Below are 23,652 nucleotides of genomic sequence, written 5' to 3' on the forward strand. Positions count from 1 at the left end.
AACGCATCTGTGCGTCCAAGCCACCGCTCTGTGAGCCGAATAACTGTTGAGCACTGTGGTGCATTATTCAAATATGTGCTTCCACGCCAAGGCGGTAATGTGTAAAAAAGGGGCTGACGCTCCTGATCATCACTACTTCGACGTAGAAGGACACCAATCCGTGGACCTGTTTGAATACCAGGCGCGCGACATGTTTGAGGCTCACGGCGTTCCCGTGTTGGCCGGCATCGTGGCGCACACCCCTGAAGAAGCAAAGGCAGCAGCCGAGAAGATTGGCGGCGTCACAGTCGTCAAAGCACAGGTGAAGGTCGGTGGCCGCGGCAAGGCCGGCGGCGTGAAGGTTGCCAAGACCGCTGATGAAGCGTTCACTTACGCCTCGGACATCCTGGGCATGGACATCAAGGGCCACACCGTGAACACGGTCATGATCGCCGCCGGCGCCGACATTGCCGAGGAGTTCTACTTCTCCGTGCTGCTGGACCGCGCCAACCGCAACTACCTGGCCATGTGCTCGGTGGAAGGCGGCATGGAAATTGAGGAACTGGCCGTTGAGCGCCCCGAGGCCCTGGCCCGTGTGGCTGTGGATCCGGCCGTTGGCATCGATGCGGCCAAGGCTGACGAAATCGTCGCCGCCGCAGGCTTCAACGCCGAGCTGGCCCCCAAGGTCGCCGCCACCATCATCAAGTTGTGGGACGTCTTCGTTAAAGAAGATGCCACCCTGGTGGAGGTCAACCCGCTGGTACGCACCGGCGCCGGCGACATCGTCGCCCTGGACGGCAAGGTCTCCCTGGATGAGAACGCCGACTTCCGCCACCCGCACCACCTCAAGCTCGAAGATGCAGCAGCGGCCGACCCCTTGGAGGCCAAGGCCAAGGCCGCGGACTTGAACTACGTCAAGCTCGACGGCGAAGTGGGCGTCATTGGCAACGGTGCCGGCCTGGTCATGTCCACACTGGACGTTGTGGCCTACGCAGGCGAAAACCACGGCGGCGTCAAGCCCGCCAACTTCCTGGACATTGGTGGTGGAGCATCCGCCGAGGTCATGGCCGCCGGTTTGGACGTCATCCTCAACGACCCCCAGGTCAAGAGCGTCTTCGTCAACGTCTTCGGTGGCATCACCGCCTGTGACGCTGTCGCCAAGGGCATTGTCGGTGCACTGGCCGAGCTGGGCTCAGCTGCCAACAAGCCGCTGGTCGTCCGCCTCGACGGCAACAATGTTGAAGAAGGCCGCCGCATTCTCAACGATGCCAACCACCCGTTGGTCACCCTGGCCGCCACGATGGACGAGGGCGCCGACAAGGCTGCCGAGCTCGCCCACGCAGCAAAGTAGAGGTTTAGAAACTATGTCTATCTTTTTGACTAAGGACTCCAAGGTCATCGTCCAGGGCATCACCGGCGGCGAAGGCACCAAGCACACCGCCCTGATGCTCAAGGCCGGCACCCAGGTGGTGGGCGGCGTGAACGCACGCAAGGCCGGCACCACGGTTGTGCACGGCGCCGTCGAACTGCCCGTGTTCGGCACCGTGGCAGAGGCCGTGGAAAAGACCGGCGCAGACGTCTCCATCGTCTTCGTCCCCCCGGCCTTCACCAAGGACGCCGTGGTGGAAGCCATTGAAGCGCAGGTTCCGCTGGTGGTTGTCATCACTGAAGGCGTGCCGGTGCAGGACGCCGCCGAGTTCTGGGCCCTGGCCCAGTCCAAGGTCGATGCTTCCGGGAACCAGATCACCCGTATCATTGGACCCAACTGCCCCGGCATCATCACCCCCGGCGAAGCGCTTGTAGGCATCACGCCCAACAACATCACCGGCAAGGGCCCCATCGGCTTGGTCTCCAAGTCCGGCACCCTGACCTACCAGATGATGTTCGAGCTGCGTGACCTGGGCTTCTCCACCGCCATTGGCATTGGTGGCGACCCTGTCATCGGCACCACGCACATCGACGCGCTTGCTGCGTTCGAGGCCGATCCGGAGACGAAGGCCATTGTCATGATTGGTGAAATTGGTGGCGACGCTGAAGAGCGCGCAGCCGAGTACATCAAGGCCAACGTCACCAAGCCCGTTGTTGGCTACGTGGCCGGCTTCACCGCTCCCGAGGGCAAGACCATGGGCCACGCCGGCGCCATCGTCTCCGGTTCCGCGGGCACGGCCCAGGCCAAGAAGGAAGCCCTTGAGGCTGCCGGTGTCAAGGTTGGCAAGACGCCTTCCGAGACCGCCACACTGCTGCGCGAAGTATACGCCGCACTGTAACGCCGTTGCTTTAAGGAAGGGCCCCACGGATACCCGTGGGGCCCTTCTTCTTGCCTTGGCCGGGGCCGCCGGTCCGCCTTCGCTGCGGGTCCCTCGCCGAAACCGACCCGGCACTGCCGGGTATGCCGCAGCGCCACGTCGGGTTCGAAGCCGCTGGGTCGGTCTCGACGGATTGGCCCGCGCCAAGCCGCGCCAGCCCGCGCCAAGCCGCGCCGCGGGCCTGCCGCTGGAAAACTAGCCCACCACGGTGCCGAAGACCAGGCCCAGCAGGTACGTTGCAGCAGCGGCGCCCAAGCCAATGGCCAATTGCCGCAGTCCGCGTCCCAACGGGGAGGCACCCGAGAGCAGGCCCACCACGGCACCGGTTCCCATCAGTGTTGCTCCCACCAGCGCGCAGGCGAGCAGCAGGGCATTGATGCCCGTCATGCCAAAAAGGAACGGCAGGATGGGAATGATGGCGCCCGAGGCGAAGAAACAAAAGCTGGAGGCTGCCGCGCCCCAGGCGGTGCCCAGCGATTCATGCTCATCGGCCTTTTCAAAGTTCTCCGGCTGCAGGGACAGGCTCGGATCGCAATCGCAGGTGAACTGGCCCAACCTTTCGGCGGCACGGTGTTCGGCCGCCTCCAGCGACATGCCGCGGGCCCGGTACACCAGCACCAGTTCGTTGTTCGCCAAATCCAGTGAAGGGGCGGCCGTAAGGGTGATTTGGGTGGGCTGGGAAGCGTCCAACAGTTCACGCTGGGAGCGCATGGACACAAACTCCCCGGCACCCATGGAAAGTGCCCCGGCCAGCAAGCCGGCAATGCCGCTGAATAGGACCACTTGGCTGGAGACACCGGTGGCGGCCATGCCGACCACCAGGGAGAGATTGCTGACCAAGCCGTCATTGGCGCCAAACACAGCTGCACGGAAGGACCCGGAGAGGCGTATGCGACCGCGGGTGGCAAGCCCCCGGATGACTTCCTCGTGAATGGATTCATCCGCCGCCATGGCATCGGTGGCATCGGCATCGGTGGCATAGGGGGAGCGGGATTCCGAACGCTGCGCCAACGCCAAAACAAACACCGAGCCAAAACGGCGGGCCATCGCGGCCAAAAACCGGTTGCGGGTGGAGGCCCGCAAGGGCGGTTCGGCATGAGGGCCCAGCAGCTTCAACCAGTGCTGTTCATGGCGGCCCTCGGCCTGGGCCAGGGCCAACAGGATGGCACGTTCCTCACCCTCGCGTCGGCTGGCCAAATCCCGGTAGACAGCCGCTTCGGCCCGTTCATCGGCCAGATACTGGCGCCACCGCTTGATTTCGGTGGGGGTGGGAATTCTTTCTGCCACGGCACTGCTCCTCAAAGTCAGCCACCACTGTAACGCTTCCCGGCAGGAATGTCTGGCCGGTGATCCTCACAAATAGGTTGAGGGACACCGGAACCTGCGGTGCCGTGGTCACCCCACGACGCCTCACCCATCAGCCCGAAAATTAGCGGGCCGCGAGCCGGAAACCAATGCGTCGTCCCGAGCGGACGCCTGTCTGGGCCACCGTCACCACCAGGGTGCCGATTTGAGGCATCCACTGCGCTGCCCGCACTGCTTGATCGAGCGCGGCATTGAGTTCGGAGGCTTCCGCCGACCAGTACTGGTGGAACCTCCCCGGGGTCATGAACGTCACGGCGCCGGACTGCACCTCCACGGCCGGGAGCACGGGAATCGCTATGGGTTCGCCGGCGCTGGCTGGGCGGTGGCGGGTGGGCAAAGTGGACGCAGCGGACTTTACGGCAGGGGGGAACGGCATGACAAAACCCTTTGCTTGCTCTTGCCCGCGGAGGTCACCGCCGGCCGCTTCCTCATCCGAACCACCCGTGAAGCATGGGGTTGGTGTGCGGCCAGTCGGAGCTTGGCGCCGCATCTCTTGAAGCTGCCACCTAGAATACTTCTTAAAATGGTCGACGGCGGGAGGTTACGTCATATGTGACGCAAGCTCCCGCCGTCGACCATTGCAGGCAGTGCCGACCAGCCGGACCAACTACCGTGAAACGCCGGCGGTGTGCTCCGGGTTGCTGTCGGCGGCCGCTGCCGCCAGGCGGTCGTCCCATCCCTGGCGGACGTGGGCCGGGGTGGGCGTGGACAGCAGCGAGACCACCACGTAGACCAGCAGCGACGCTGCCAGACCGAAGTAGATGGGCTCATTGGCGAAGATGCCGTCGTTAAGGGGGTCCAGGCTGTGCCAAATGCCGGTGCCGTACATCACCAGGGATCCCAGCGTCACGGCGCAGCCGGCCAGCATGGACCAGGCGGCGCCGGCTCCGGTGCCCCGGCGCCACACCAGCCCGCCAATGATGGCCACCAGCAGCCCACCCACCAGGATGTCGTAGGCAACCGTCAGGGCGAAGACCACGTCGGTGGCCAGGATGGAAATCGCCACCACCAGGATTCCCAGGCCCAGCACGTACATGCGGTTGCCCTTGATGTCCTCGTCAGGGTTGTCGGAGTCGGAGTTGTCAATGGACTTGCCAAACCAGCTGGCCACAAACGGCACCACGTCGGCGCGGGCCACCGTTGCCGCGGCAATGAGGGCGCCGGAGGCAGTGGACATCATGGCTGCGACGGCGGCCGCCATGACGATCCCGCCAATGCCAATGGGCAGCAGTTGCGTGGCCACTTCGGCGTACACGGCGTCCTTGCCCAAGCCGGCCACATCAATGGCGGGCAGTGCCACCTTCGCGGCCAAGCCAATCAAGGCACCGGCCACACCGTAGAGGACACAGTAGATGCCGGCGGTGGCGCCGCCCCAACGGGCCACGGAAGGGGTCTTGGCCGTGAAGACGCGCTGCCAGATGTCCTGGCCAATTAAAAGACCCAGGGTGTAGACCACGAAGTAGGTCACGATGGTGCTGACGCCAATGCCGTCCCACTGGAAGAAGCTTTCCTCCAGGCGTGAACGGACCCCGTCCAGGCCGCCGGCGGCGTTCAAGGTAAAGGGCAGCATGAGCAGGAAAATGCCCACGGTCTTAATGACGAACTGGACCTGGTCGGCCAAGGTGATGGACCACATGCCGCCAATGGTGGAATAGACCAGCACAATGGCACCGCCCACGGCAATGGCCACCCAGCGTTCCCAGTCAAAGAGGACCACAAAGATGGTGGCGTAGGCGCCGGTGGAGGTGGCGGCAATCATAATGGTGTAGGCCAGCATGACAATGCTGGAGGCCTTGGTGGTCTCCTTGCCGTAGCGCAGGCTGAGCATTTGCGAGACCGTGTAGATCTTCAGCTTTTGCAAGGTGGGGGCAAAGAGCAGGCTCAGCAGCAGCACGCCCACACCAATGGCCACCACCAGCCACATGCCGGAGATGCCAAATTTGTAGCCCAGCCCCACGCCGCCCACGGTGGAGGCGCCACCGAGCACGACGGCGGCCATGGTTCCGGTGTAGAGGAAGGGTCCCAGCCGCCGTCCGGCCACCAAAAAGTCGCTATTGTTCTTAGTGCGCGACTTTCCCCACCAGCCAAAGGCCAGCATGGCCGCCAGGTATAAAACAACAATGGCAATATTCAAGTCCACGCGATGCTCCAAAGAGTGAAGTAGTAGGATCCCCCAAAAATATTGCCTTCTAAACAACATTTGTTGTCTATTAGGCTAAACTGTGACCGTTAGCACAGTCAATCCCGCAGCGCCCGCGTGGGTCAGGGACGTGAGGAACCGCCGTGAAAGCATTGCCTGTAGAACCCAGCGTCAGCCCCGTCGCCATTGGCTCCCGCATCCGTGCCGCACGCCAAAACCAGCGCCTCACCATTGAACAGGTGGCCGATGCCACCGGCTTGACCAAGGGTTTCCTGAGCAGGGTCGAGCGTGACCTCACCTCACCCAGCGTGGCCTCGCTGGTGACTGTCTGCCAGGTCCTGTCGTTGTCCATCGGGGAACTTTTCGCCGCGCCGGAAACCCATCTGACCCGAAAAGGTGAGGGCCCGCGCATTTCCCTTGGCGGCGAAGGGATCGTGGAGCGGCTGCTCACGCCCCGGTCCGAGCGCCGCCTGCAAATCCTGGGCGCCGTCATTGAACCCTTTGGCCGGGGCGAGGCTGAACTTTACGCCGTGGACTGCGATGTGGACGTCCTGCACATCATCAGCGGTGAATTGACGCTGCACATGACGCAGGAATCCTACGACTTGAAGGCAGGGGACACACTGTCCTTCCCCGGCCGGGAACCGCACAGCTGGGAAAACAGCTCGGCCCAGGCCGTGGAGGTCCTGTGGATCCTGGTGCCTGCCGCCTCGGGGGCCTAGGGCGGCGCAGGGAGCCGGCCGGGATGGTGCGCTCAGCCCACATGCACCCAGGGCCGACGGGTCAAAACCGGTTCGGCCTCGCGCAGCACCTCCCGGGTGACGGGCGCAATCTCGCCTTCACCCACGAACAGGTACTTCAGAAGATTGGTGATGGGGTTTCCCTCGGTCCACCTGAAGTAAATGTGGGGGACAACTGCGGTGATGTCGCGGATGTGCAGCAGCACAGCGGCAATGGTGTTGGGCACATTGGAGGAATGAACCTCCAGAATCCTAAATCCGTGCCGGGTGATGCCACGCACCTCCAAGGCGGTTTCAAAGTCCGAGGAATCGTCCACGATGACCTCCATGAAGAGGACCGCGGAGGGCTGGCCAATCTCGTTGACCTGCGCTGCGTGGGCCAGCTTCCGGCGGTAGGCGGCGGCGCTGCGGGTCTTGGGATCGTGGGAAATGACACGGATGTGGCCGCCGTCCACGGCTGACACAAAGGCCAGGGCGGCTTCATCCAGGCGAACGTAGCTGGCACGCAGCTCAAAGGACCGGCGCAGGCGGGAGAGCAGGCTGACCACCACAATGGCCACGATGAACAATGCCGCGATTCTTATCCCATCGGGCCGCTCAACAATGTTGGTGACGGTGGTGTAGCAAAAAGCCAGCGAGATGGCGCCAAAGCCCAGTGCCCGCCATTTTTGTCCCTGGCGTCTGGCCGACAGTGTCACGGCCACGGCCGCCGAAGTGATCAAGACCAGTACACCCGTGGCGTAGGCGCCGGCCTGGGCGTCGACGTCGGCCTTGAAAACAATGGTGATGACAATGGCGCAGGCGGTGAACACCAGCACCAGGGGACGGACCGCGCCGGCCCATTGTGGTGCCATGCCAAAGCGGGGCAGATAACGCGGGACCAGATTCAGCAGGCCAGCCATGGCGCTGGCTCCGGCGAACCACAAGATGGCGATGGTGCTGACGTCGTAGACGGTGCCAAAACCCTCACCGAGGAGATCATGGGCCAGAAAAGCCAGGGCGCGGCCGTTGGCGGATCCGCCTGGCTGGAACTCCGCGGCGGGAATCAGAATGGTGGTGGCCAGGGAGGAGGTGATGAGGAAGGTGCTCATGATGACAGCTGCCGTGGTGAGCAGGTGCTGGGCGCCCTTGATCCGGCCGGCGGGGTGTGCGGCCGTATCGAGGGGTTCCCCTTTGATTTGCGGCATGACGGCCACGCCGGTCTCAAAGCCGGAGAGTCCCAGGGCCAGGCGCGGAAAGACGAGCAGGGCCACGGCCACGGCCGTGAGGGGGTTGCCGTGCTGGGTGGTGAGGGCAGTCCACCAGTCCGCGGTGGGGAGCGGGTTCGCCGCCACGTGGACCAGCGCCGTGCCAATGACCACCAGGTTCAGGGACAAAAACACCGCGACCAGCACCACCGCAATGTTGATGGCTTCCTTGAAGCCCCGCAGGAACACGGCGGCAAGGCCGGCAACGAGGATCAAGGTTATTGCCACGTTGTGCCCATGCAGGAAATCGGGCGTGAACGGGTTTTCAATGATGTGGGCGGTGGCATCGGCGCCCGAGAGGGTAATGGTGATCATGAAATCGGTGACGGCAAAACCAAGCAGCGCCAGCACAAAGAACTTGCCCCACCAGCGGGGCAGCAGCCGCTCAAGCATGGCAATGGAGCCGGCTCCATGCGGGCTTTCGCGGGCAACGCGCTTGTACACGGGCAGTGCGCCGAGCAGCGTGACCAACACCAACACCACCGTTGCCAGCGGAGCCAGCACGCCGGCCGCCAGTGCCGCAATGGCCGGCTGGTAGCCCAGCGTGGAAAAGTAGTCCAGCCCCGTCAGGCACATGACCTGCCACCAAGGGCGCCGCCTGTGGTTCTTCCCCGGACGTCCATGGGGACCCTGGCGCTTCCCGCCGCCTTCGGGCAGCCCCTCCAGAAGCCAGTGGCGCAGGGCGCGCCGGCCCTTCAGCTTCGCCGGCCGGCCAGGCCCGGCGGGTGCTTTTGTCAGGGTTGTCACGGGAATCCTCTCAGCGGTGCCGGACTGTCCCGGCCCAGCGAGACTAGCACCGCCCCACGGCCCGGCAGCCCGGTCTTGACGAAACTTTTACGCCCCGTTTTCAGGGCCCGCCTTTTCGCCCGCCGCAGGCGCCCGGACCAGCGAAGATCTTGGCCGAAGGTACCTCACGGAAAACATTTGGTTCACATTAGACAACAAGGCTTGTAGCATGGGGGACAACCGCACCATGTGACGCAGCTCTATCCGCGGCACCGGTGCAAGCTTCCCGAAGAAAACGAGGTTCCCGTGAAAGAAATCCGCATTGAGGCCAATGGCAACCTTGGGCCGATCGACTCCGCCCAGATCCCGCGTTATTCCGGCGCGGCCACCTATGCGCGCCTGCCGCGCCTGGACCAGGTGGCCAAGGCCGACATTGCCGTGGTGGGGGTGCCCTTTGACAGCGGCGTCTCCTACCGTCCCGGCGCCCGTTTCGGCGCCAACCACGTCCGGGAAGCCAGCCGCCTGCTGCGCCCCTACAACCCGGCCTGGGATGTCTCGCCCTTTGAAAACTGCCAGGTGGCCGACGCCGGCGACATGGCCGTCAACCCCTTCAACATCAATGAAGCCATTGAAACCATCCAGCAAAATGCCCTGGACCTGACAGCCGGGGGCGCGAAGCTGCTGACCCTTGGCGGGGACCACACCATTGCGCTGCCGCTGTTGCGCGCCGCCGCCGAACGTGCCGGGGAACCGGTGGCCATGCTGCACTTTGACGCCCACCTGGACACCTGGGACAGCTACTTTGGCGCCGAATACACCCACGGCACCCCGTTCCGCCGCGCCGTGGAAGAGGGCATCCTGGACACCGAAGCCATCTCCCACGTGGGCACGCGCGGCCCGCTGTATGGCAAAAAGGACCTCGACGACGACCACCGCTTTGGTTTTGGCATCGTCACCGCCGCCGACGTCTACCACCAGGGCGTTTTGGAGACGGTGGCGAAGATCCGGGACCGGATCGGCAACCGCCCCCTGTACATTTCCGTGGACATTGACGTGCTGGACCCCGCCCATGCCCCCGGAACCGGCACCCCCGAAGCCGGCGGCATCACCAGCCGCGAACTCATCGAGATCATCCGCGGCTTCCGGGGCATGAACCTGGTGGGCGCAGACCTCGTGGAAGTGGCCCCGGCCTACGACCACGCTGAAATCACCGGCGTTGCCGCCAGCCATGTCAGCTACGAACTGCTCACCCTGCTGGCGGACAACTTTGTCCCCGGTGACCGCTTTGGCACCCCCAACGGCTACGCCGCCCAGGCGCTGGACGCAGATGCACGACGCCGTCCGGCCGGGTTCAAGCCCGCCGGCACCGAAGCAGGTGCCCAGTGAGTGACGCCCAGCGCAATGGCGGTGACCTCGTCGTCGAAACCCTCACAGCCCTTGGCGCCAAAACAGTGTTCGGCATTCCGGGGCAGCACGCCCTGGGACTGTTTGACGCACTGAGCCGCTCCCCGCTGCACTTTGTCTCCTCCCGCGTGGAGAACAACTCGGCATTTGCCGCGGACGGCTACTCCCGCGCCACCGGAGAGGTGGGCGTGCTGTTCCTGTCCACGGGTCCGGGCGCCTTGACGGCCCTGGCCGGCCTGCAGGAGGCCTACGCCACGGGCGTTCCGATGGTGGTGGTGGCCAGCCAGATTCCGCTGGAGGGACTGGGCGCGCGCCGCAAGGGCATGCTGCACCAGCTCGATGACCAAAAGGCCTCGGCCGCCAATGTGACCAAGAGCCAGCGGCTCATCCAGCACGCCTCCGGCATCCCCTCGGCCATCCAGGACGCCTGGACGGAGGCCGTCTCCTCCCCGCAGGGGCCCGTGTGGGTGGAGGTCCCACAAAACGTGCTGCTGGACCCCATTTTCGTGCCCGCAGTGGAGGACGCGCTCGCTGAACCCTTTGACAATCCGCCCCGGGTGGAGCTGGTCCGCGAGGCCGTGAAGTGGCTGGCCGCAGCGCGCCGGCCGGCCATTGTGGCAGGCGGCGGTGTGCGCCGCGGGCTGGCAAAGCCGCAGCTGCTGGCCATTGCAAAGAAGCTCAACGCCCCGGTGGTGTGTACGCCCGGTGGCAATGGCGCCTTCCCGTGGAACCATGAACTCTCGCTGCAGTCCTGGGTGGAGGACCGGCACGTGACGGAGGTGCTTGAGGATGCTGATGTGCTGGTGGTCATCGGCTCCTCCCTGGGCGAGGTGTCCAGCAACTACTTCACCATGGAGCCGCGCGGGCGCATCATTCAAATTGACGCCGAGCCGCGGGTGCTCGAATCGAACCGTCCGGCCCTGGGCATCAGGGCCGACGCCGGCCAGGCCCTCACCGCGCTCGACGAGGCACTTGGTGCCGCCCTTGGTCCGGCCGGCACCGGTTCCCCCGGCGCCAACTGGCACGGTGCCACGGCGCAGGCGGTGGTGGCGGAAACCCTGGCCAAGGTGCAGGCCCGCCTGGACGGGCAGGACCTGGCCGTGGAGAGGGCCTTTATGGCCGGCATCCGTGAGGCCGTCCCGGCGGACATGCAGACCTTTTGGGACATGACCATTTCCGCCTACTGGGCCTGGAGCTGCTGGGATTCCCGGGACGGGGAGTTCCACTCAGCCCAAGGCGCCGGCGGGCTGGGCTACGGCTTCCCGGCCGCCATTGGCGGATCCTTGGGGCTTCAGGGCGCCGCGAGGCCGCCGCGGGTGCTGGCGGTGTCCGGGGACGGCTCGGCCATGTACTCCATTGCGGAGCTGGCCACGGCCAAGCAGCACAATGCACCCGTGACGTGGCTGATCGTGGACGACGGCGGCTACGGCATCCTGCGCGAGTACATGATCGACACCTTCGGCAAAGCCACCCACACCGAACTGGCCCGCCCCGACTTTGTGAAACTGGCGGAGTCGTTTGGCGTCCCGGCCCGGCGGGTCAAGCCTGAGGAGGTGGCGGACGCGCTCCGGGCCGGCTTTGCCGCGGACGGGCCCAATGTGGTGGTGGTGGATGTGCTGCTGAAAATGTTTGGCCCCACCCACCTGGAGTTCTAGCGCCTGGGCCAAAATGTGCGTTTCATGGCACCGGTCCCATGCCTACACTGGGGGCATGGGACTGGTGTACGCCGCCGAGCTGCGGCCTTCAAAAATGGAACTCATTGCAGCGTGGCTGCCACAACAGGCATGGTTTGACGCCGAAGTGCCCTTGGGCCGGCTGGGCGCCTTCCGCTTTAACGATCCGGCCGGCGTGGTGGGCATGGAAACCCTCATTGTGGGTCATGGTGACCGCGTCTACCAGGTGCCGCTGAGCTACCGCGGGGCACCCCTGGAGGGGGCGGAGGAATTTTTGATGGGCACCATGGAACACTCGGTGCTGGGCAGCCGATGGGTGTACGACGCCGCGGGGGATCCCGTTTACGCAGCCGAACTGGCCGCCGCACTGCTTGCGGGCAAGCCGCAGGCGGTGGAGAGCAGGGAGGTGGATGGGCAGCTGGAAATACTTCCCTTCACCGCGCAGGTGGCCAACACCCGGCCATCACATGCCGGGCTGCCGCAGTTGCGCCTGGGGGCGCTGGTGACCATGGACGCGGTGACGCGGATTCCCGCCGGCGACGTCAATCTGGTGATCCACCGCGTGCTGGATACAGCCGGTGTGGTGCCGGAGGCAGCCGGATCCGCTGTCAGCGCACTTACGGCCACCTGGCCGCAGCAAAAGGCCCCGGTGGTGTTGGCGGCGGCCCTTCCCGGCTAGTCGCGGGGGCGGGTCAAAACCAGCGGGCCGTCGGCGGTGACAGCCACCGTGTGCTCGGAGTGGGCGGTGCGGCTGCCATTGGCGCTGCGCAGGGTCCAGCCGTCCTGGTCCATGGTGAGTTTGTCGGTGCCGCGCATGAACCACGGCTCAATGGCAATGACGAGTCCAGGGCGCAGGGGAAAACCGCGGCCCGGGCGGCCGTCATTGGCCACAAAGGGCTCCCCGTGCATGGTTTTGCCCACGCCATGGCCGCCAAATTCCACATTGACCTTCAACCCCGCGTCCTTTGCCACGCGGCCGATCGCGTAGGAAATGTCGCCGGTCTTATTGCCCACCACGGCGGCGGCAATCCCGGCCGCCAGGGCGCGTTCCGTGATTTCGATGAGTTCCAAGTCCTCCGGACGGGGCGTGCCCACCACGAAGCTGATGGCGGCATCAGCCACCCAGCCGTCAACGGCGACGGCAAAATCAACCGTCAGCAGGTCGCCGTCCCGCAGCCGGTAGTCATGGGGCAGGCCGTGCAGCACCGCGTCGTTGACCGAGGTGCACAGCACATGGCCAAAGGGTCCGGAGCCAAAGGACGGTGCGTAGTCCAGGTAGCAGGAGGTGGCGCCGCGCTCGCGGATGAGGTCATGGGCCAGGGCGTTGAGTTCCAGCAGGTTGACGCCCACGGCGGCACGCTCCTTCAGGGCCGCGAGCGTGCGGGAAACGAATTCCCCGGCAGCCTTCATCTGCTCAATCTCTTGGGGGGAACGGAGTTCAATCACGGCGTGGGCCTTTCGGGCAGTCAACGATGGTACCGGTATAACCTTACCGGATGTAGCATGGTTGCCATGGTACGCGTGCCGCTGACGGCGGAAGAAGTGAGGCGGGGCAAAGACCTCGGTGCCGCCCTGCGCCTGGCGCGCGGCCAACGCACCATGGTGGAGGTGGCCCTTGGTGCCGGGATCTCGGTGGAAACCTTGCGAAAAATTGAAACCGGCCGCAGCCCGTCGCCGGAATTCTTCACCATTGCCCGGATTTGCGCAGAGCTTGGCCTGTCCATGGATGCCTTCAGCACGTTCAACGACGAGGCGTCCCCGGCCGCCCTGGCCTCCTAGGCGCTGGGGCTTCAGGCGGGCAAATGCCGCCCTGTCCCTTCGGGCGGAGGGCCCTGCCGGGGAAGCTGCAGGGAATCGGGCCCGGTTGCAGGATCCGGAGCTGGCCGGCACCGGGGAATTGCTTTGAGCTGCGCCCAGGCCAAGACCACTGGAATTCTTAGTTTCATGTTTCCTGCACGTTGTTTCTCACACGCCACCTGAGTGCGGTGGCGGACCCGGAAGCAGGAACCGCAGCTGAACTCGTCTTCCCGGGCCGGAATGAGCTGGATGATCAATACCTTGTTGGAGAGGTCGGCTCCGGGCAGGTCCGTACCTTGTTGGAGAGGTCGGCTCCGGGCAGGTCCGTGCCCTGCGCCGGTGGACAAGCCCGAAAAGCCTCTTCCGACATAGTTGAACGTGTTCGACCATCCATGGCATGCTGACAGTTGAACACGTTCAACAATAGGGAGTGCCCATGAACGACACCGAGTTGTCCGGCAAGGGGGCCCAAACCCGGGCCCTGGTTCTGGACACCGCGCTTTCCATGTTCCGCAGCCACGGCTACGCCAAGACCACCATGCGCGCCATAGCCGCGGAAGCCGGCGTGGCCCTCGGCAGTGCCTACCATTACTTCGCCTCCAAGGATGAACTGGTGCTGGAGCTGTACCGTGAATCGGTGAAGGAGCAGCGGGTGGCTGCAAGCGAGGCCTTGTCAGGTCTGACCGGGCTGGGGGAGCGGCTGCAGGCGGCGCTCAATGCCGGGGTGGACGCCCTGACTCCCTACCACCGCTTTGGCGGTGCCTTCCTGGGCAGCGCGCTGCCGCCGGGCTCGGCGGTGAACCCCTTTGCCGGGCCCTCGCGGCAGGCGCGAAGGGACGCCGTCGAGCTTTTTCAGGAGGTGCTGGAGGGCTCCAGGGTGCCGCCATACCTGCGTGCACAGCTGCCGGAACTGCTCTGGCTGGGGTACATGGGCGTGGTGCTGTTTTGGGTGTATGACAGCTCGGACGGGCAGCGCCGGACCCGCACGCTCATTGCCGGGGCAGCGCCGCTGGTGGCCAAAATGGTGGGTTTTGCCCGGTTGCCGGCGGTCAAGCCGCTGGTGGTTGAGGCCCTGGCGCTGCGGGAGCGGGTGCGTGCATGAAGACGGTGGTCATTGCCGGAGCCTCGGGCTTCCTGGGCGCGCACTTTTCCCGGGAGTTCGCAGCTGCCGGGTGGACCGTGAAAACAGTGGGCCGCACGGGCCACGCGGTCTGGGGAGACACCGCCGCCATCACGCAGCTGCTGGAGGGGTCGGATCTGCTGTTGAACTTGGCGGGAAAATCCGTCTCCTGCCGTTACACTCCGGCGAACCGGGCCGAAATTTTCCGCTCCCGGCTCGAAACCACCGCCGAGCTGGGCCGCGCCCTGGCCCACTGTGCCCACCCGCCGGCGGACTGGTTCAATGCCAGCACCGGGACCATCTACCGGGATGCGCGGGACCGGCCGCAGGGGGAGGACGACGGCGAACCGGGCTCCGGCTTTTCCGTCCAGGTGGCGCAGCAATGGGAGCGGACGCTGGCCGCGGCGCCCACCGGCGGAACACGCAAAATCCCCTTGCGCATCACCATTGTCCTGGGCTCCGGCGGTGGAGTCATGCGACCCTTCAACAATTTGGCCCGGTTGGGACTTGGCGGCCGGATGGGGGACGGCGGACAAAAATTCAGCTGGGTCCACGTCCTTGACGTTTTCCGGGCCATCCTGTTCCTCCACGAAAACAAGAACATCACAGGCCCGGTCAATGTGGCGGCGCCCCAGGTGGTCAGCAACGCCCAGCTCATGGCCGCGGTGCGCGCCGCCAACAGGGCGCCGCTGGGACTGCCCACCCCGGCATGGCTGCTGCGCCTTGGCGCCGTGCTGATCCGCACGGAAACCGAGCTGGTGCTGAAAAGCCGCTGGGTCCGCGCCGGGAAGCTCGAAAACGCCGGTTTCCACTGGACCTTCCCCACGCTCGGCGCCGCGCTCGCGGACATTGCCGGCCAAAGCAGCGGTGAAGGATAAACCAACTATGAAACACCCCATCAAGTCCAACGCTCCCTGGGTGGACTGCCAAGACCCGGCCGCTGCCCAAAAACTGGAGCAGTTCCTGACCTTGACCCCGGCCACCCTTTTTGAGCCGGCGCAGCCCGGTCAGGATCCGCACCCCGACCCCGGTGTGGCCGTTGCTGGAATCTCCTGACACTGGGATGTTTGACGTACCGTGAAGCCATGAACACGTGGACAGGCCAACGCGGTGTAGTCATGCTCCCCGACGGGCGGCAAGTGCGCGGGACGGGTGTGCGTCAATCCCGCGGCTCACTGCCGGACCCTGATTTTGCCGTTTACCTGCTGGGTCGTGATCCAGGCGCCAGGCCATGGGACAGCCAGTGGGTGAAGTGGCGGGATTTCAGCATCCCTGCCTCCACCCCGGCCGCCCTTGATGCCCTGCAGGAGGCATTTGCCAGATCACTGGAGGAACGCGTGGAAATTGCCTGTGGCAGCGGTGTGGGGAGGACCGGGACAGCCCTGGCCCTGATGGCGGTCATGGCCGGTCTTCCCGCCAGCGACGCCGCAGCGTGGGTGCGAAGAAGCTACCACCGGCGCGCCATCGAGACCCGCGGCCAGCGGCGGTGGGTGCTGGATGCCGCTCGAATGCTGTAAATCCACGCGTGCCGCCGGTGCATGCTGCATTGCTGCCGGCATGTGTTGCCCCGGGCTGACGGGCAGCCGCGCCAAAGGTCCGGTTCAACTGCCCGCCCCCAACTTCGCATCGTGGCGTAAATCCAACTGCCGGTGGGCAAAAGCAGGGCCCGGCTCCGGCGGCTGCGTGACGCTTCCGGGCAAATGCGCGTAAGGTGGCTTGGCGTGAATGACTTCATCCCCGCCCATGCGCCCCTTGCCGTCCAGACCCGCGGGGAGCTGGTGGAGAGCGTGCATTACGGCTCGCTTATTGCCCTGGCGCCCGACGGCGGCACCCTCCTTGCGCGCGGGGAGCCCACCGCCGGAGTGTACCCCCGTTCCGCCTTGAAGCCGTTGATGGCAGTGGCCATGCTGCGTGCAGGGGTGGAGCTGACTGAACAGCAGTTGGCCCTGGCCGCGGCCAGCCATTCGGGTGCGGCGGAGCATCAGGACGTTGCCGCCGGCATCTTAACAGGGGCGGGGCTGACGCCGCAGGACCTGGGGAACTCCTTCGATCTGCCCTACGGCACGGCCGAACGCAGTGCCTGGCTCCGTGCTGGAAAGGGCCCCACGCAGCTGGCGCAAAACTGTTCCGGCAAACACGCCGCCTTGCTGGCCACCTGCGTGCACAACGGGTGGCCAACACAGGACTACCTGGCTCCCGGTCACCCCTTGGCGGCTTTAATCCGCGCCACCGTGGCCGAGCTGACGGGTGAGGCCATCACCACCGTGAGCACCGACGGCTGCGGCACCGAGGTCTTCGCGCTGTCCCTGACAGGCATGGCGCGGGCCTTCGCGCGCCTGGTCCGCGCAGCACCCGGCAGCCCTGAACGCCGCGTGGCCGATGCCATGCGCGCCCACCCGCAGCTGGTGGCCGGAGCCGGCCGTGACGTCACCGCCCTGATGCAGGCGGTGCCGGGCCTGCTGGCCAAGGACGGTTTTGAGGGAATTCAGCTCATTGCCCTGCCCAATGGTTCAGCGGTGGCCCTGAAGGTTTCCGACGGCGGCGACAGGGCGCGCATGCCCGCTGCGGTTCCGGCGCTGCGTGCCCTGGGCGTGGAGGCACAGCTGATGGCGCCCTTCACCGCGCTGCAGGTGTTCGGTGGCGGACTGCCCGTGGGTGAGCTGCGGGGCGTGGAGTAGGGAATAACGCGGCACCCGGCGCAGTTGATCCAAGTAGATGCAAACGCATGAACTAAGGAGTCAAAGATGCAGCGCAGGGTAGTAGTCATTTCCGCAGGGCTGGGCGTTCCGTCCTCCACGCGCATGCTGGCGGATCAAATGTCCGCCCAGGTGCAGGCTGCCCTTGCCGGCCAAGGCGTTGAGGTGACACTGGATGTGGTGGATCTGCGCGACCATGCCACCGGCATTGCCAACACCATGGTCAGCGGCTACGCCGGTCCCGAATTGGCCCAGGCGATCAGCCAGGTGGAGGCAGCCGATGCCATGATTGCCGTCACCCCCACCTTCAGCGCCTCCTATTCGGGTTTGTTCAAGTCCTTCTTTGACGTTTTGGAGCCAAAGCTGTTGGACGGCATGCCGGTGCTCTTTGGTGCCACGGGCGGTTCCTCCCGGCACTCGCTGGTGCTGGACATGGCCATCCGGCCGCTCTTCAGCTACCTGCGGGCGCTGACCATGCCCACAGCCGTTTACGCCTCTCCCCAGGACTGGGGCGGTTCCGGGGAGAACACGCTCGAGCGCCGCATTGCCCAGGGCGCCGCGGAACTCGCCGGCCACCTGGGTGCAGGAACCGCAGGGGCGCCCGGCCACCACCAAAAGCGGGCCGAACGCCTGGCACGGGAGATGACGTCCCTGCCCTTTGAGGAACTGCTCGCGCAGACCCGGCGCCGCTGAGCCGCAGGCGGCCAGTCCTAGAAGATGGGCTGCACCGGTTTGGTGGTCAGCGGCGGCGGGTCCAGTTCGGTGAGGACCACAGCCAAGGCGGTGCGGTAGATCTCCGGGTGGATTTCCGGGCTGGCGTGCCCGGTGTTGGGGACTGAGTACAAAAAGCGTGGATTGCGCGGCAAAAGCGCCTCCCAACCGCGGACGGCCCTGTCGGCGCTGACAATGAAATCCTCGGGGTCGTAGATGAGCCCGATCCCGGTGGTGACCGGCAGGCCGCCGTCGTACTGCTGCGGGAAGGCCTGCAGGAACGTGGCCTGGGTGGTGCTTAGAATCAACGAATTGCTCTCCGGGCTGAAGGACCGCTGCACCCCGCCGCGCACCGCCTGGTACATGCCCTGCCCATTGGGGTTGGCCAATCCACCCCACAGGCCGGCGCCAATGCGGCCCACAATGCCCAGATAAGGCACCACGCGGCCCGCCAGGGAAATGTACTCCTTGCCCGGGTCCAGGGTGTCCGCCACATTGCTGGGACTCGATCCCATCACAATGACCTTGACGGTGACATTGATCTTCGCCAGCAGGGAGGCCAGCACGGTGGCGGCCATGCCGCCAAAGCTGTCCCCGTAAAAGTACACGGTGTCAATTTTGCGGCTGTGGATGTCGCGCTGAATGGCAATGAAAAGCTGGGCCACGTCAATGCCGTCGTTGGAGTAGCCAATGTACGACGCCGGTGCGCGCTGGTTCATGGCCGCCTGCAGTGCTGCCAGTTTCCGCCCCGCGTCCCGGTAACTGACCCGGAAGCCGCCCAGCAGATACCAGGTCCTGCCGGGGAAACGCTGCGCCGCCGTCTGGTTCTCCGCATTGTCAGGGGTGGTGATGCGGTACTTGCTTTGCTCGGTGAGCCGGGCGTCGAAGGCAATGTTGGCTTCAAAGGCAGTGGTCACGGCGGCGGTCCCCAGGGAGGCCAGGAGCCACCTGCGCGGCATGTCCGGAATTTGCCGTGCGTGCTTTGCGGCGGGGGTCTGTGGTTCCGTGCCGGCGGGCTCAGTGCTGGGATCAGTTCTCATGGGATCGTATTTATTGTGTCATGTGTAGTCTCAAAGTCAGCAGCCAAACAAACGTTACTGACCGGTATGGTGGCGTAGGATGGGGCTGTGAGCACGCCAACACCAAGAAGTGGGGCACGCGGGGGTCCTGCTGGGCCCGCGGAAGCTGCCGCCGGACGGATCTACTCCGGGCAGGTTCCTTCAGAGCGGGTTTTGGCCCGGCGCGGGCGCCTGCTGGCCGCAGGGCTGGAACTTTTTGGAACCCGCGGTTTCGCGCACGTCAAGATCAAGGAACTGTGCCAACATGCCGGGGTGAGCGAACGGTACTTTTACGAGTCCTTCAGATCCCGGGAGGAATTGCTGACGGTTCTGTATGCACAGCTTACCGGCCAGCTCATGGTGAATTTCCTGGCAGTCATGCGGGTGCCCGGCAAGGCTCCGCGCGATGCGATCCATGCCGGGATCACCGCGGTGGCCAGCTTCATGCTCAACGATCCCCGCCACGCCCAAATAATACTGGTGGAGATTGTCGGGGTCACCGCGGAACTGGAAGCCATGCGGCATGCGTCGCTGCGGGCTTTCGCCGCCGAATCAATGGTGCAGCTGCTGCGGCTCGGCGGCATTGACCCCGAGCAGGCGCAGGCGCAGCAGGGCATGGACGCGGGCCCCGGTCCCTTGGCCCGCTCGATGGAATTCGCCCGGCTTACCGCAGTGTCCTCCGTCGGCGCCATTAACAACATGTTGCTGGATGCCCTGCTGGGCGGCACCACCGCCAACACGGGCCCCATCATTGAGGTGGCGCTTGAATTGATGTGCAACGCCGCCAACGGAATCCGGGCGCTGGCAAATCCTGCAATGTAAGTGCCAAGCGGCAGTGAAGGTGGCACTATGGGGTCATGTCCTTTCCCGAACTTTTCGCGGCGTATTGGTGGCTGCTGTTTCCCCTTGGAGGCATGGCGGCCGGGGGCTTTCAGGCGTTGACGTCCGCACGTGAGCGCACCCACCAACGCAAGATTGAGCTCTACAAGCTCCAGCACCCCGAACTTGCCGGCCAGGGGGATGCGGAACCCCGTCCCGGCGTCGGCCCTTCTGGAAACGGCCACTCCACTGCCGACGTGGAACGGGTCATGTCCGAACATGACGGGCTGAACAGGCGCTGGCTTGCCTATGAACTCGATGTGGCAAAGTTGATTGATTTCCCCATGATGAGCGATGTCAGGGAGCCCTTGACGGTGGCCTTTCTGCGGTCCAAGCGCGACGCCGATGCCCTCCGCCCGCTCGATGCCGGCGAAGAAATGGCGAAAAGCCGCTGGGATGACTACCGCAATGCCGTCAATGCCTTCGTCGTTGCCTTTGACGTTGCGGAGAGGGAAGCTCACCGGATCAAGGATTCCGCCTACAGCGCCCCGGAACGGCAGCGCCTGGGCACTGCCCGGAAATTGGTTAAAATAGCCCAGGACGACGCAGCCAGTCCGGCCGAGCGGCAAACGGCCTACAAGCGTGCCCGCCGGGAGTTGGATGGCTTGATCGTCCTGCCCGACGTCACCATTGCGGCCTTGGAACAAAAGGTTGCCCGCATGATCGACAAAACCTCCTGAGCGGGATTTCCAACAAAGCGGATGCATGCGTGCAGAGGGTATTCCCTCCGCACGGGGGAAGGGGCATTATAAGAGACAGCAGCACCTTGCTGTGGTTTTGATCTTCGGAAAGGGCGAGGCCATGACTGGAAATACAGCTCATACGAACACCGCGCGCAACGGAGTGGAGCGAAGCAACGTCCAAAAGGCCGCACTGGCCGTGGGCGTGGTTTTCCTCTTGGTGGGAATCCTAGGATTCGTTCCCGGGATCACTTCCAATTACGATCAACTCTCCTTTGCAAGCCACCATTCTGAGGCCCTCCTGCTGGGCGTCTTCCAAGTATCCATTTTGCATAATATTGTGCACCTGCTCTTTGGCGTTGCCGGCATTGCGATGGCCAAGACGCGCCCGGGTGCCAAAAACTACCTGCTGTGGGGCGGGGTGGTTTATTTGGTGCTGTGGATTTACGGCCTGCTGATTGACCATGACAGCAGCGCCAACTTTGTCCCCGTAAACGGCGCCGACAACTGGCTACACCTGGTGCTGGGTGTGGGCATGATTGCCTTGGCCCTGTTGCTGACCCGTGATCGGACAGGCGCCGCAAACACCACCACCCGCCGCTGAAAGGCCTTCTGGCCAAGCATGGCCGGACCGGACATAAAGATGCCGGTGGGGGCCGCAGCGGCCCCCACCGGCATCTTTATGTTCAGAACGGCCAACAAGCTACTCGCGATGGAGTTTGTCTTGGACGGTGCCGGCCATTTTCTCCATCACATTGGGAAGTTCCGTGGTTCCAAAGAACCGCGCATCCGGATGTGTTGGCGGAGGCATGGGAACCCCTTCCGGCGGAGTGTCAATGTAGGTGAACTGACCCAAGCCGTCAGGGCTGTCGCCCTTGGCCCATGAACCCTCCGCCGCGGCCTTCCCGTCGGAAAAGTTGATGTACTGGTAGGAGGCGTCGCGGTGTTCCTTTTTGATCGGAAAGTTGCTCGGCGCCGGCAATGATTCAATGCCTTCGGCCTGCAGTTCCTTGGCGGCTGCGACCCACTGGTTCTGGTGCATGGTGTCACGTGCCAGCAGGAAGGACAACAAATCCCGCACTCCCGGGTCATCGGTCATGTGGTACAGCCGGGCCACTTGGATCCGGCCCTGCATTTCGGCGTTGATGTTGGAGGTGAAGTCGGCCAACAAGTTGCCGCTGGCGGTGACGTATCCGGCAGTCCACGGGTTGCCGTTGCTGTCCACTGGACGGGCCCCGGCGCCGGCAACAATGGCATCCTGCACGTCGGTGCCGCCAATGACGGCGGCAACTGCAGGATCATTTTGAATGGCCTTCTCAGTGATTCCCAGGGGGGCCTTTTCAAGCAGCTGCGCCACCATGGTGGCGAGCATTTCCACGTGGCCGAATTCCTCCGCGGCCGTTCCGAACAACAGATCCCTGTACTTGCCGGGAATGTGGGCGTTCCATGCCTGGAAGCTGTACTGCATTGCCACGGTGATTTCACCGTATTGGCCGCCAATGACTTCCTGGAGTTTTCTTGCATAGACGGCATCCGGCTTCTCCGGCTTGGCCGTGTACTGCAGGGCTTGCTTGTGCAAAAACATGCTTTTCCTCGACTTCCTGGCCGCGGTACCGCAGGGGTGCTTTGGCTGCTTATGGATGTGCGTTTGGTTCTAGCAGGTGGTGTCCGGGCTGCTTCCGGACGGTAAAGCCCAGTCAATCAGCCGCCCCTGTGGCCCGCAAGGGCTGAAGTTGAGTTTTCTGCCCGCCCGTGCATTTCACGGCGGGCGGCCGGCGAACCAGGCACCGTCAATGAACCCTTTAAAAAAGGGTGTGGAAGCCATCAACTGATGGCTTCCACACCGTTTTTTGAATGGGGTTCAGCCTAGCCTTGGTGGCTGTTCTGCCCGCCTTCGGCCTTGGCCTCCCGCGGCTGGGCCGCGGCGCCTTCCCTGCCGGCTGCGCCGGGGTCTGCCCCGTTCACGCCGCCAAAGCTTCCGGTGCTCGCCTGGCCACCCTTGCTGGCCTGTTCTTCGGTGTCGCTGCGGTTTCCGAACTGTCCAGAGTTGTTTTCATCTGCCATGAATTGTCTCCTTGTCGATCGTTCCACCCGATGTACCGGGCTGACATTTCCTAAAATAACCAAGCCTCAAAAAGTTTTCAACCCTGCCACAGTGGCCGCCGGTAAAGGGAAATGCTGCTAATCCTCAGGTCCCCGGCCCGCGTTGAAGCGCTGCTTGTAAAGCGCTTCCGCTTCCTCCAGGACGGTGTCTGAAAGCTTGGCAACAACTTTTACCTCGGTAAGCAGCGGCTCGCAGTCGGGACCGCGGGCCACTTCACGGCCGCTGACCACCCAGGCACGGCGTTCGGGATTTTTCTCCCGAAGAGTCTTGTACTGGCACAGCTGCCGGGCCAGCCAATCCGTCAGCGGGCGGGACCACCATGATTCCGGAGCGAGGGGGTTCACCGACAGTCCTGGCAGTTCCAGTTGGCTTTCCGTGTCAAGGCTGCCACGGCTGTCATCTGCCTCGGGCCCCTCGGAGTACCTGATGTAAAGCTCCGGAGCTTCAGAGATGAGCTCTTCAAGGTCCTGCATTGAGGTGAGCTGTTGCAGTTCCATTGTCCTGCGCCTTTCCGCTGCCCGTCCTGTGTCAGTACTCCATGGAAATGAACTTGAGCAGTTCGCCCACGCGGTCCTCCGGATGGTTTTTGGCAATGTCCGCCTGGCTGAGCATCCCCACCAGCTCGTGACCGTCGATCACCGGAAGCCGACGCACGCGGTGCTCCTGCATGGTGTTGATGGCTTCCTCAACGCTGTCTTCGGCGCCAATGGTCACCGGTTTCCCTTGGCCCAGCGCCCCTGCACGGGTGCTGCTGGGATCCTGGCCCTGGGCAATGCACTTGATGACAATGTCCCTGTCAGTCACCATCCCCTTGAGCCGCTTGTCTTCCCCGCAGATGGGCAGGGAGCCGACGTCGAGCTGGAGCATCTTCCTTGCGGCGTCGGCCAGCGTTTCGTTTTCGCCAACGCACTCGGCAGAACCTGTCATGATGTCGCGTGCCGTGGTCATGGTTCCTCCTATGGGTTCTCTGCCAGCTGTCACACGCGGGTTCCCACAACCAAGGCCACATGCAACTTTCAGGCAATGG

27 protein-coding genes and 1 riboswitch are annotated in these 23,652 nt (G+C 64.4%); of the genes, 16 read left to right on the forward strand and 11 right to left on the reverse strand.

Annotated features, from left to right (window positions below; all coding sequences use genetic code 11):
* The first annotated feature begins 160 nt into the window (after nucleotides 1-160).
* Together sucC and sucD are read left to right on the forward strand one after the other, a co-directional pair.
* The gene (gene sucC / locus ACFUCV_RS03825) at nucleotides 161-1,330 is read left to right on the forward strand and encodes an ADP-forming succinate--CoA ligase subunit beta (protein ID WP_380812195.1); all 1,170 of its coding nucleotides are present in this window, start codon (nucleotides 161-163) and stop codon (nucleotides 1,328-1,330) included.
* 13 nt (nucleotides 1,331-1,343) lie between these two features.
* Nucleotides 1,344-2,246: a succinate--CoA ligase subunit alpha gene (gene sucD, locus ACFUCV_RS03830; RefSeq protein ID WP_380812197.1), complete on the forward strand. Its 903-nt coding sequence runs from the start codon at nucleotides 1,344-1,346 to the stop codon at nucleotides 2,244-2,246.
* Nucleotides 2,247-2,480: 234 nt separating this feature from the next.
* On the opposite strand, the gene ACFUCV_RS03835 is transcribed toward sucD, so the two are convergent.
* The 3 genes from ACFUCV_RS03835 to ACFUCV_RS03845 form a co-directional block, all read right to left on the reverse strand.
* Nucleotides 2,481-3,572 (reverse strand): VIT1/CCC1 family protein, encoded by a 1,092-nt coding sequence (locus ACFUCV_RS03835; RefSeq protein ID WP_380812199.1) that lies wholly within the window; start codon nucleotides 3,570-3,572, stop codon nucleotides 2,481-2,483.
* Nucleotides 3,573-3,714: 142 nt separating this feature from the next.
* Nucleotides 3,715-4,026, reverse strand: a complete 312-nt coding sequence (locus ACFUCV_RS03840; protein WP_380812201.1) for a hypothetical protein — start codon at nucleotides 4,024-4,026, stop codon at nucleotides 3,715-3,717.
* Nucleotides 4,027-4,038: 12 nt separating this feature from the next.
* A riboswitch (SAM riboswitch) is annotated at nucleotides 4,039-4,149 on the reverse strand.
* 108 nt (nucleotides 4,150-4,257) lie between these two features.
* The gene (locus ACFUCV_RS03845) at nucleotides 4,258-5,748 is read right to left on the reverse strand and encodes a sodium:solute symporter (RefSeq protein ID WP_380812365.1); all 1,491 of its coding nucleotides are present in this window, start codon (nucleotides 5,746-5,748) and stop codon (nucleotides 4,258-4,260) included.
* A 185-nt stretch (nucleotides 5,749-5,933) separates the two neighbouring features.
* On the opposite strand from ACFUCV_RS03845, the gene ACFUCV_RS03850 reads away from it, so the two are divergent.
* Nucleotides 5,934-6,512 (forward strand): helix-turn-helix domain-containing protein, encoded by a 579-nt coding sequence (locus tag ACFUCV_RS03850; RefSeq protein ID WP_380812203.1) that lies wholly within the window; start codon nucleotides 5,934-5,936, stop codon nucleotides 6,510-6,512.
* 32 nt (nucleotides 6,513-6,544) lie between these two features.
* Here the strand turns inward: ACFUCV_RS03850 and ACFUCV_RS03855 are convergent, their stop codons facing one another.
* Nucleotides 6,545-8,524, reverse strand: coding sequence for an amino acid permease (locus ACFUCV_RS03855; RefSeq protein ID WP_380812205.1), 1,980 nt, complete (start codon nucleotides 8,522-8,524; stop codon nucleotides 6,545-6,547).
* 285 nt (nucleotides 8,525-8,809) lie between these two features.
* Between ACFUCV_RS03855 and speB the strand changes: the two genes are divergently transcribed.
* From speB to ACFUCV_RS03870, 3 genes are read left to right on the forward strand one after another with little or no spacing between them, the layout of a single operon-like run.
* The gene (gene speB, locus ACFUCV_RS03860; RefSeq protein WP_380812207.1) at nucleotides 8,810-9,889 is read left to right on the forward strand and encodes an agmatinase; all 1,080 of its coding nucleotides are present in this window, start codon (nucleotides 8,810-8,812) and stop codon (nucleotides 9,887-9,889) included.
* On the forward strand, nucleotides 9,886-11,562 hold the full coding sequence (locus ACFUCV_RS03865; protein ID WP_380812209.1) for a thiamine pyrophosphate-binding protein: 1,677 nt from the start codon (nucleotides 9,886-9,888) through the stop codon (nucleotides 11,560-11,562). Before speB ends, ACFUCV_RS03865 begins: the two co-directional genes overlap by 4 nt.
* Nucleotides 11,563-11,617: 55 nt before the next feature.
* A complete protein-coding gene (locus ACFUCV_RS03870) occupies nucleotides 11,618-12,259 on the forward strand; it encodes a hypothetical protein (protein ID WP_380812211.1) in 642 nt (213 codons plus the stop codon).
* On the opposite strand, the gene map is transcribed toward ACFUCV_RS03870, so the two are convergent.
* Nucleotides 12,256-13,026 carry a type I methionyl aminopeptidase gene (gene map / locus ACFUCV_RS03875; RefSeq protein WP_380812213.1) on the reverse strand — a complete coding sequence of 257 codons (771 nt, stop codon included), beginning with the start codon at nucleotides 13,024-13,026 and terminating at the stop codon, nucleotides 12,256-12,258. The two genes, ACFUCV_RS03870 and map, sit on opposite strands and share 4 nt — an antisense overlap.
* A 66-nt stretch (nucleotides 13,027-13,092) precedes the next feature.
* On the opposite strand from map, the gene ACFUCV_RS03880 reads away from it, so the two are divergent.
* Nucleotides 13,093-13,359: a helix-turn-helix domain-containing protein gene (locus tag ACFUCV_RS03880; protein WP_380812215.1), complete on the forward strand. Its 267-nt coding sequence runs from the start codon at nucleotides 13,093-13,095 to the stop codon at nucleotides 13,357-13,359.
* A gap of 11 nt (nucleotides 13,360-13,370) precedes the next feature.
* Here the strand turns inward: ACFUCV_RS03880 and ACFUCV_RS03885 are convergent, their stop codons facing one another.
* Nucleotides 13,371-13,724 carry a DUF4193 family protein gene (locus ACFUCV_RS03885; RefSeq protein ID WP_380812217.1) on the reverse strand — a complete coding sequence of 118 codons (354 nt, stop codon included), beginning with the start codon at nucleotides 13,722-13,724 and terminating at the stop codon, nucleotides 13,371-13,373.
* Nucleotides 13,725-13,813: 89 nt separating this feature from the next.
* Between ACFUCV_RS03885 and ACFUCV_RS03890 the strand changes: the two genes are divergently transcribed.
* From ACFUCV_RS03890 to ACFUCV_RS03915, 6 genes are all read left to right on the forward strand, one after another.
* Nucleotides 13,814-14,479 carry a TetR family transcriptional regulator gene (locus ACFUCV_RS03890; RefSeq protein ID WP_380812219.1) on the forward strand — a complete coding sequence of 222 codons (666 nt, stop codon included), beginning with the start codon at nucleotides 13,814-13,816 and terminating at the stop codon, nucleotides 14,477-14,479.
* On the forward strand, nucleotides 14,476-15,375 hold the full coding sequence (locus tag ACFUCV_RS03895; RefSeq protein WP_380812221.1) for a TIGR01777 family oxidoreductase: 900 nt from the start codon (nucleotides 14,476-14,478) through the stop codon (nucleotides 15,373-15,375). The genes ACFUCV_RS03890 and ACFUCV_RS03895 overlap by 4 nt, the downstream gene beginning before the upstream one ends.
* 7 nt (nucleotides 15,376-15,382) lie before the next feature.
* Nucleotides 15,383-15,553, forward strand: coding sequence for a hypothetical protein (locus ACFUCV_RS03900; protein WP_380812223.1), 171 nt, complete (start codon nucleotides 15,383-15,385; stop codon nucleotides 15,551-15,553).
* Between the two features lie 29 nt (nucleotides 15,554-15,582).
* Nucleotides 15,583-16,014: a protein-tyrosine phosphatase family protein gene (locus ACFUCV_RS03905; protein WP_380812225.1), complete on the forward strand. Its 432-nt coding sequence runs from the start codon at nucleotides 15,583-15,585 to the stop codon at nucleotides 16,012-16,014.
* A gap of 204 nt (nucleotides 16,015-16,218) precedes the next feature.
* Nucleotides 16,219-17,175 carry an asparaginase gene (locus ACFUCV_RS03910; RefSeq protein ID WP_380812227.1) on the forward strand — a complete coding sequence of 319 codons (957 nt, stop codon included), beginning with the start codon at nucleotides 16,219-16,221 and terminating at the stop codon, nucleotides 17,173-17,175.
* Between the two features lie 66 nt (nucleotides 17,176-17,241).
* On the forward strand, nucleotides 17,242-17,886 hold the full coding sequence (locus ACFUCV_RS03915) for an FMN reductase (protein WP_380812229.1): 645 nt from the start codon (nucleotides 17,242-17,244) through the stop codon (nucleotides 17,884-17,886).
* Nucleotides 17,887-17,903: 17 nt separating this feature from the next.
* Here the strand turns inward: ACFUCV_RS03915 and ACFUCV_RS03920 are convergent, their stop codons facing one another.
* Entirely contained in the window at nucleotides 17,904-18,944 is a 1,041-nt protein-coding gene (locus tag ACFUCV_RS03920) for a hypothetical protein (RefSeq protein ID WP_380812231.1), read from the reverse strand.
* Between the two features lie 87 nt (nucleotides 18,945-19,031).
* Between ACFUCV_RS03920 and ACFUCV_RS03925 the strand changes: the two genes are divergently transcribed.
* The 3 genes from ACFUCV_RS03925 (at nucleotide 19,032) to ACFUCV_RS03935 (ending at nucleotide 21,125) form a co-directional block, all read left to right on the forward strand.
* Complete coding sequence (locus tag ACFUCV_RS03925) at nucleotides 19,032-19,784, forward strand: TetR/AcrR family transcriptional regulator (protein ID WP_380812233.1); 753 nt, start codon at nucleotides 19,032-19,034, stop codon at nucleotides 19,782-19,784.
* Between the two features lie 35 nt (nucleotides 19,785-19,819).
* Complete coding sequence (locus tag ACFUCV_RS03930) at nucleotides 19,820-20,521, forward strand: hypothetical protein (RefSeq protein WP_380812235.1); 702 nt, start codon at nucleotides 19,820-19,822, stop codon at nucleotides 20,519-20,521.
* 121 nt (nucleotides 20,522-20,642) lie between these two features.
* Complete coding sequence (locus ACFUCV_RS03935; RefSeq protein ID WP_380812237.1) at nucleotides 20,643-21,125, forward strand: DUF4383 domain-containing protein; 483 nt, start codon at nucleotides 20,643-20,645, stop codon at nucleotides 21,123-21,125.
* A gap of 99 nt (nucleotides 21,126-21,224) precedes the next feature.
* Here ACFUCV_RS03935 and ACFUCV_RS03940 read toward each other — a convergent pair whose 3' ends face one another.
* The 4 genes from ACFUCV_RS03940 to ACFUCV_RS03955 form a co-directional block, all read right to left on the reverse strand.
* Nucleotides 21,225-22,106, reverse strand: coding sequence for a manganese catalase family protein (locus ACFUCV_RS03940; protein ID WP_380812239.1), 882 nt, complete (start codon nucleotides 22,104-22,106; stop codon nucleotides 21,225-21,227).
* A gap of 281 nt (nucleotides 22,107-22,387) precedes the next feature.
* A complete protein-coding gene (locus tag ACFUCV_RS03945; protein WP_380812241.1) occupies nucleotides 22,388-22,585 on the reverse strand; it encodes a stress protein in 198 nt (65 codons plus the stop codon).
* Between the two features lie 117 nt (nucleotides 22,586-22,702).
* Entirely contained in the window at nucleotides 22,703-23,122 is a 420-nt protein-coding gene (locus ACFUCV_RS03950) for a DUF6098 family protein (protein WP_380812243.1), read from the reverse strand.
* Between the two features lie 31 nt (nucleotides 23,123-23,153).
* Nucleotides 23,154-23,573 carry a CBS domain-containing protein gene (locus tag ACFUCV_RS03955; protein ID WP_380812245.1) on the reverse strand — a complete coding sequence of 140 codons (420 nt, stop codon included), beginning with the start codon at nucleotides 23,571-23,573 and terminating at the stop codon, nucleotides 23,154-23,156.
* Between the last annotated feature and the right edge of the window lie 79 nt (nucleotides 23,574-23,652).

Source organism: Specibacter sp. NPDC057265 (assembly GCF_042668835.1).
GTDB lineage: Bacteria > Actinomycetota > Actinomycetes > Actinomycetales > Micrococcaceae > Specibacter.

What these genes read in the sequence shown, in the direction of transcription:
- ACFUCV_RS03955 (WP_380812245.1), bottom strand. Translation starts at nt 23,573, where the DNA reads ATGACCACGGCACGCGACATCATGACAGGTTCTGCCGAGTGCGTTGGC.
- ACFUCV_RS03870 (WP_380812211.1), top strand. Translation starts at nt 11,618, where the DNA reads ATGGGACTGGTGTACGCCGCCGAGCTGCGGCCTTCAAAAATGGAACTC.
- ACFUCV_RS03890 (WP_380812219.1), top strand. Translation starts at nt 13,814, where the DNA reads ATGAACGACACCGAGTTGTCCGGCAAGGGGGCCCAAACCCGGGCCCTG.
- ACFUCV_RS03950 (WP_380812243.1), bottom strand. Translation starts at nt 23,122, where the DNA reads ATGGAACTGCAACAGCTCACCTCAATGCAGGACCTTGAAGAGCTCATC.
- sucD (WP_380812197.1), top strand. Translation starts at nt 1,344, where the DNA reads ATGTCTATCTTTTTGACTAAGGACTCCAAGGTCATCGTCCAGGGCATC.
- ACFUCV_RS03920 (WP_380812231.1), bottom strand. Translation starts at nt 18,944, where the DNA reads ATGAGAACTGATCCCAGCACTGAGCCCGCCGGCACGGAACCACAGACC.
- ACFUCV_RS03940 (WP_380812239.1), bottom strand. Translation starts at nt 22,106, where the DNA reads ATGTTTTTGCACAAGCAAGCCCTGCAGTACACGGCCAAGCCGGAGAAG.
- ACFUCV_RS03900 (WP_380812223.1), top strand. Translation starts at nt 15,383, where the DNA reads ATGAAACACCCCATCAAGTCCAACGCTCCCTGGGTGGACTGCCAAGAC.
- ACFUCV_RS03845 (WP_380812365.1), bottom strand. Translation starts at nt 5,748, where the DNA reads ATGCTGGCCTTTGGCTGGTGGGGAAAGTCGCGCACTAAGAACAATAGC.
- ACFUCV_RS03905 (WP_380812225.1), top strand. Translation starts at nt 15,583, where the DNA reads ATGAACACGTGGACAGGCCAACGCGGTGTAGTCATGCTCCCCGACGGG.
- ACFUCV_RS03930 (WP_380812235.1), top strand. Translation starts at nt 19,820, where the DNA reads ATGTCCTTTCCCGAACTTTTCGCGGCGTATTGGTGGCTGCTGTTTCCC.
- ACFUCV_RS03935 (WP_380812237.1), top strand. Translation starts at nt 20,643, where the DNA reads ATGACTGGAAATACAGCTCATACGAACACCGCGCGCAACGGAGTGGAG.
- ACFUCV_RS03840 (WP_380812201.1), bottom strand. Translation starts at nt 4,026, where the DNA reads ATGCCGTTCCCCCCTGCCGTAAAGTCCGCTGCGTCCACTTTGCCCACC.
- ACFUCV_RS03895 (WP_380812221.1), top strand. Translation starts at nt 14,476, where the DNA reads ATGAAGACGGTGGTCATTGCCGGAGCCTCGGGCTTCCTGGGCGCGCAC.
- ACFUCV_RS03880 (WP_380812215.1), top strand. Translation starts at nt 13,093, where the DNA reads ATGGTACGCGTGCCGCTGACGGCGGAAGAAGTGAGGCGGGGCAAAGAC.
- ACFUCV_RS03915 (WP_380812229.1), top strand. Translation starts at nt 17,242, where the DNA reads ATGCAGCGCAGGGTAGTAGTCATTTCCGCAGGGCTGGGCGTTCCGTCC.
- ACFUCV_RS03945 (WP_380812241.1), bottom strand. Translation starts at nt 22,585, where the DNA reads ATGGCAGATGAAAACAACTCTGGACAGTTCGGAAACCGCAGCGACACC.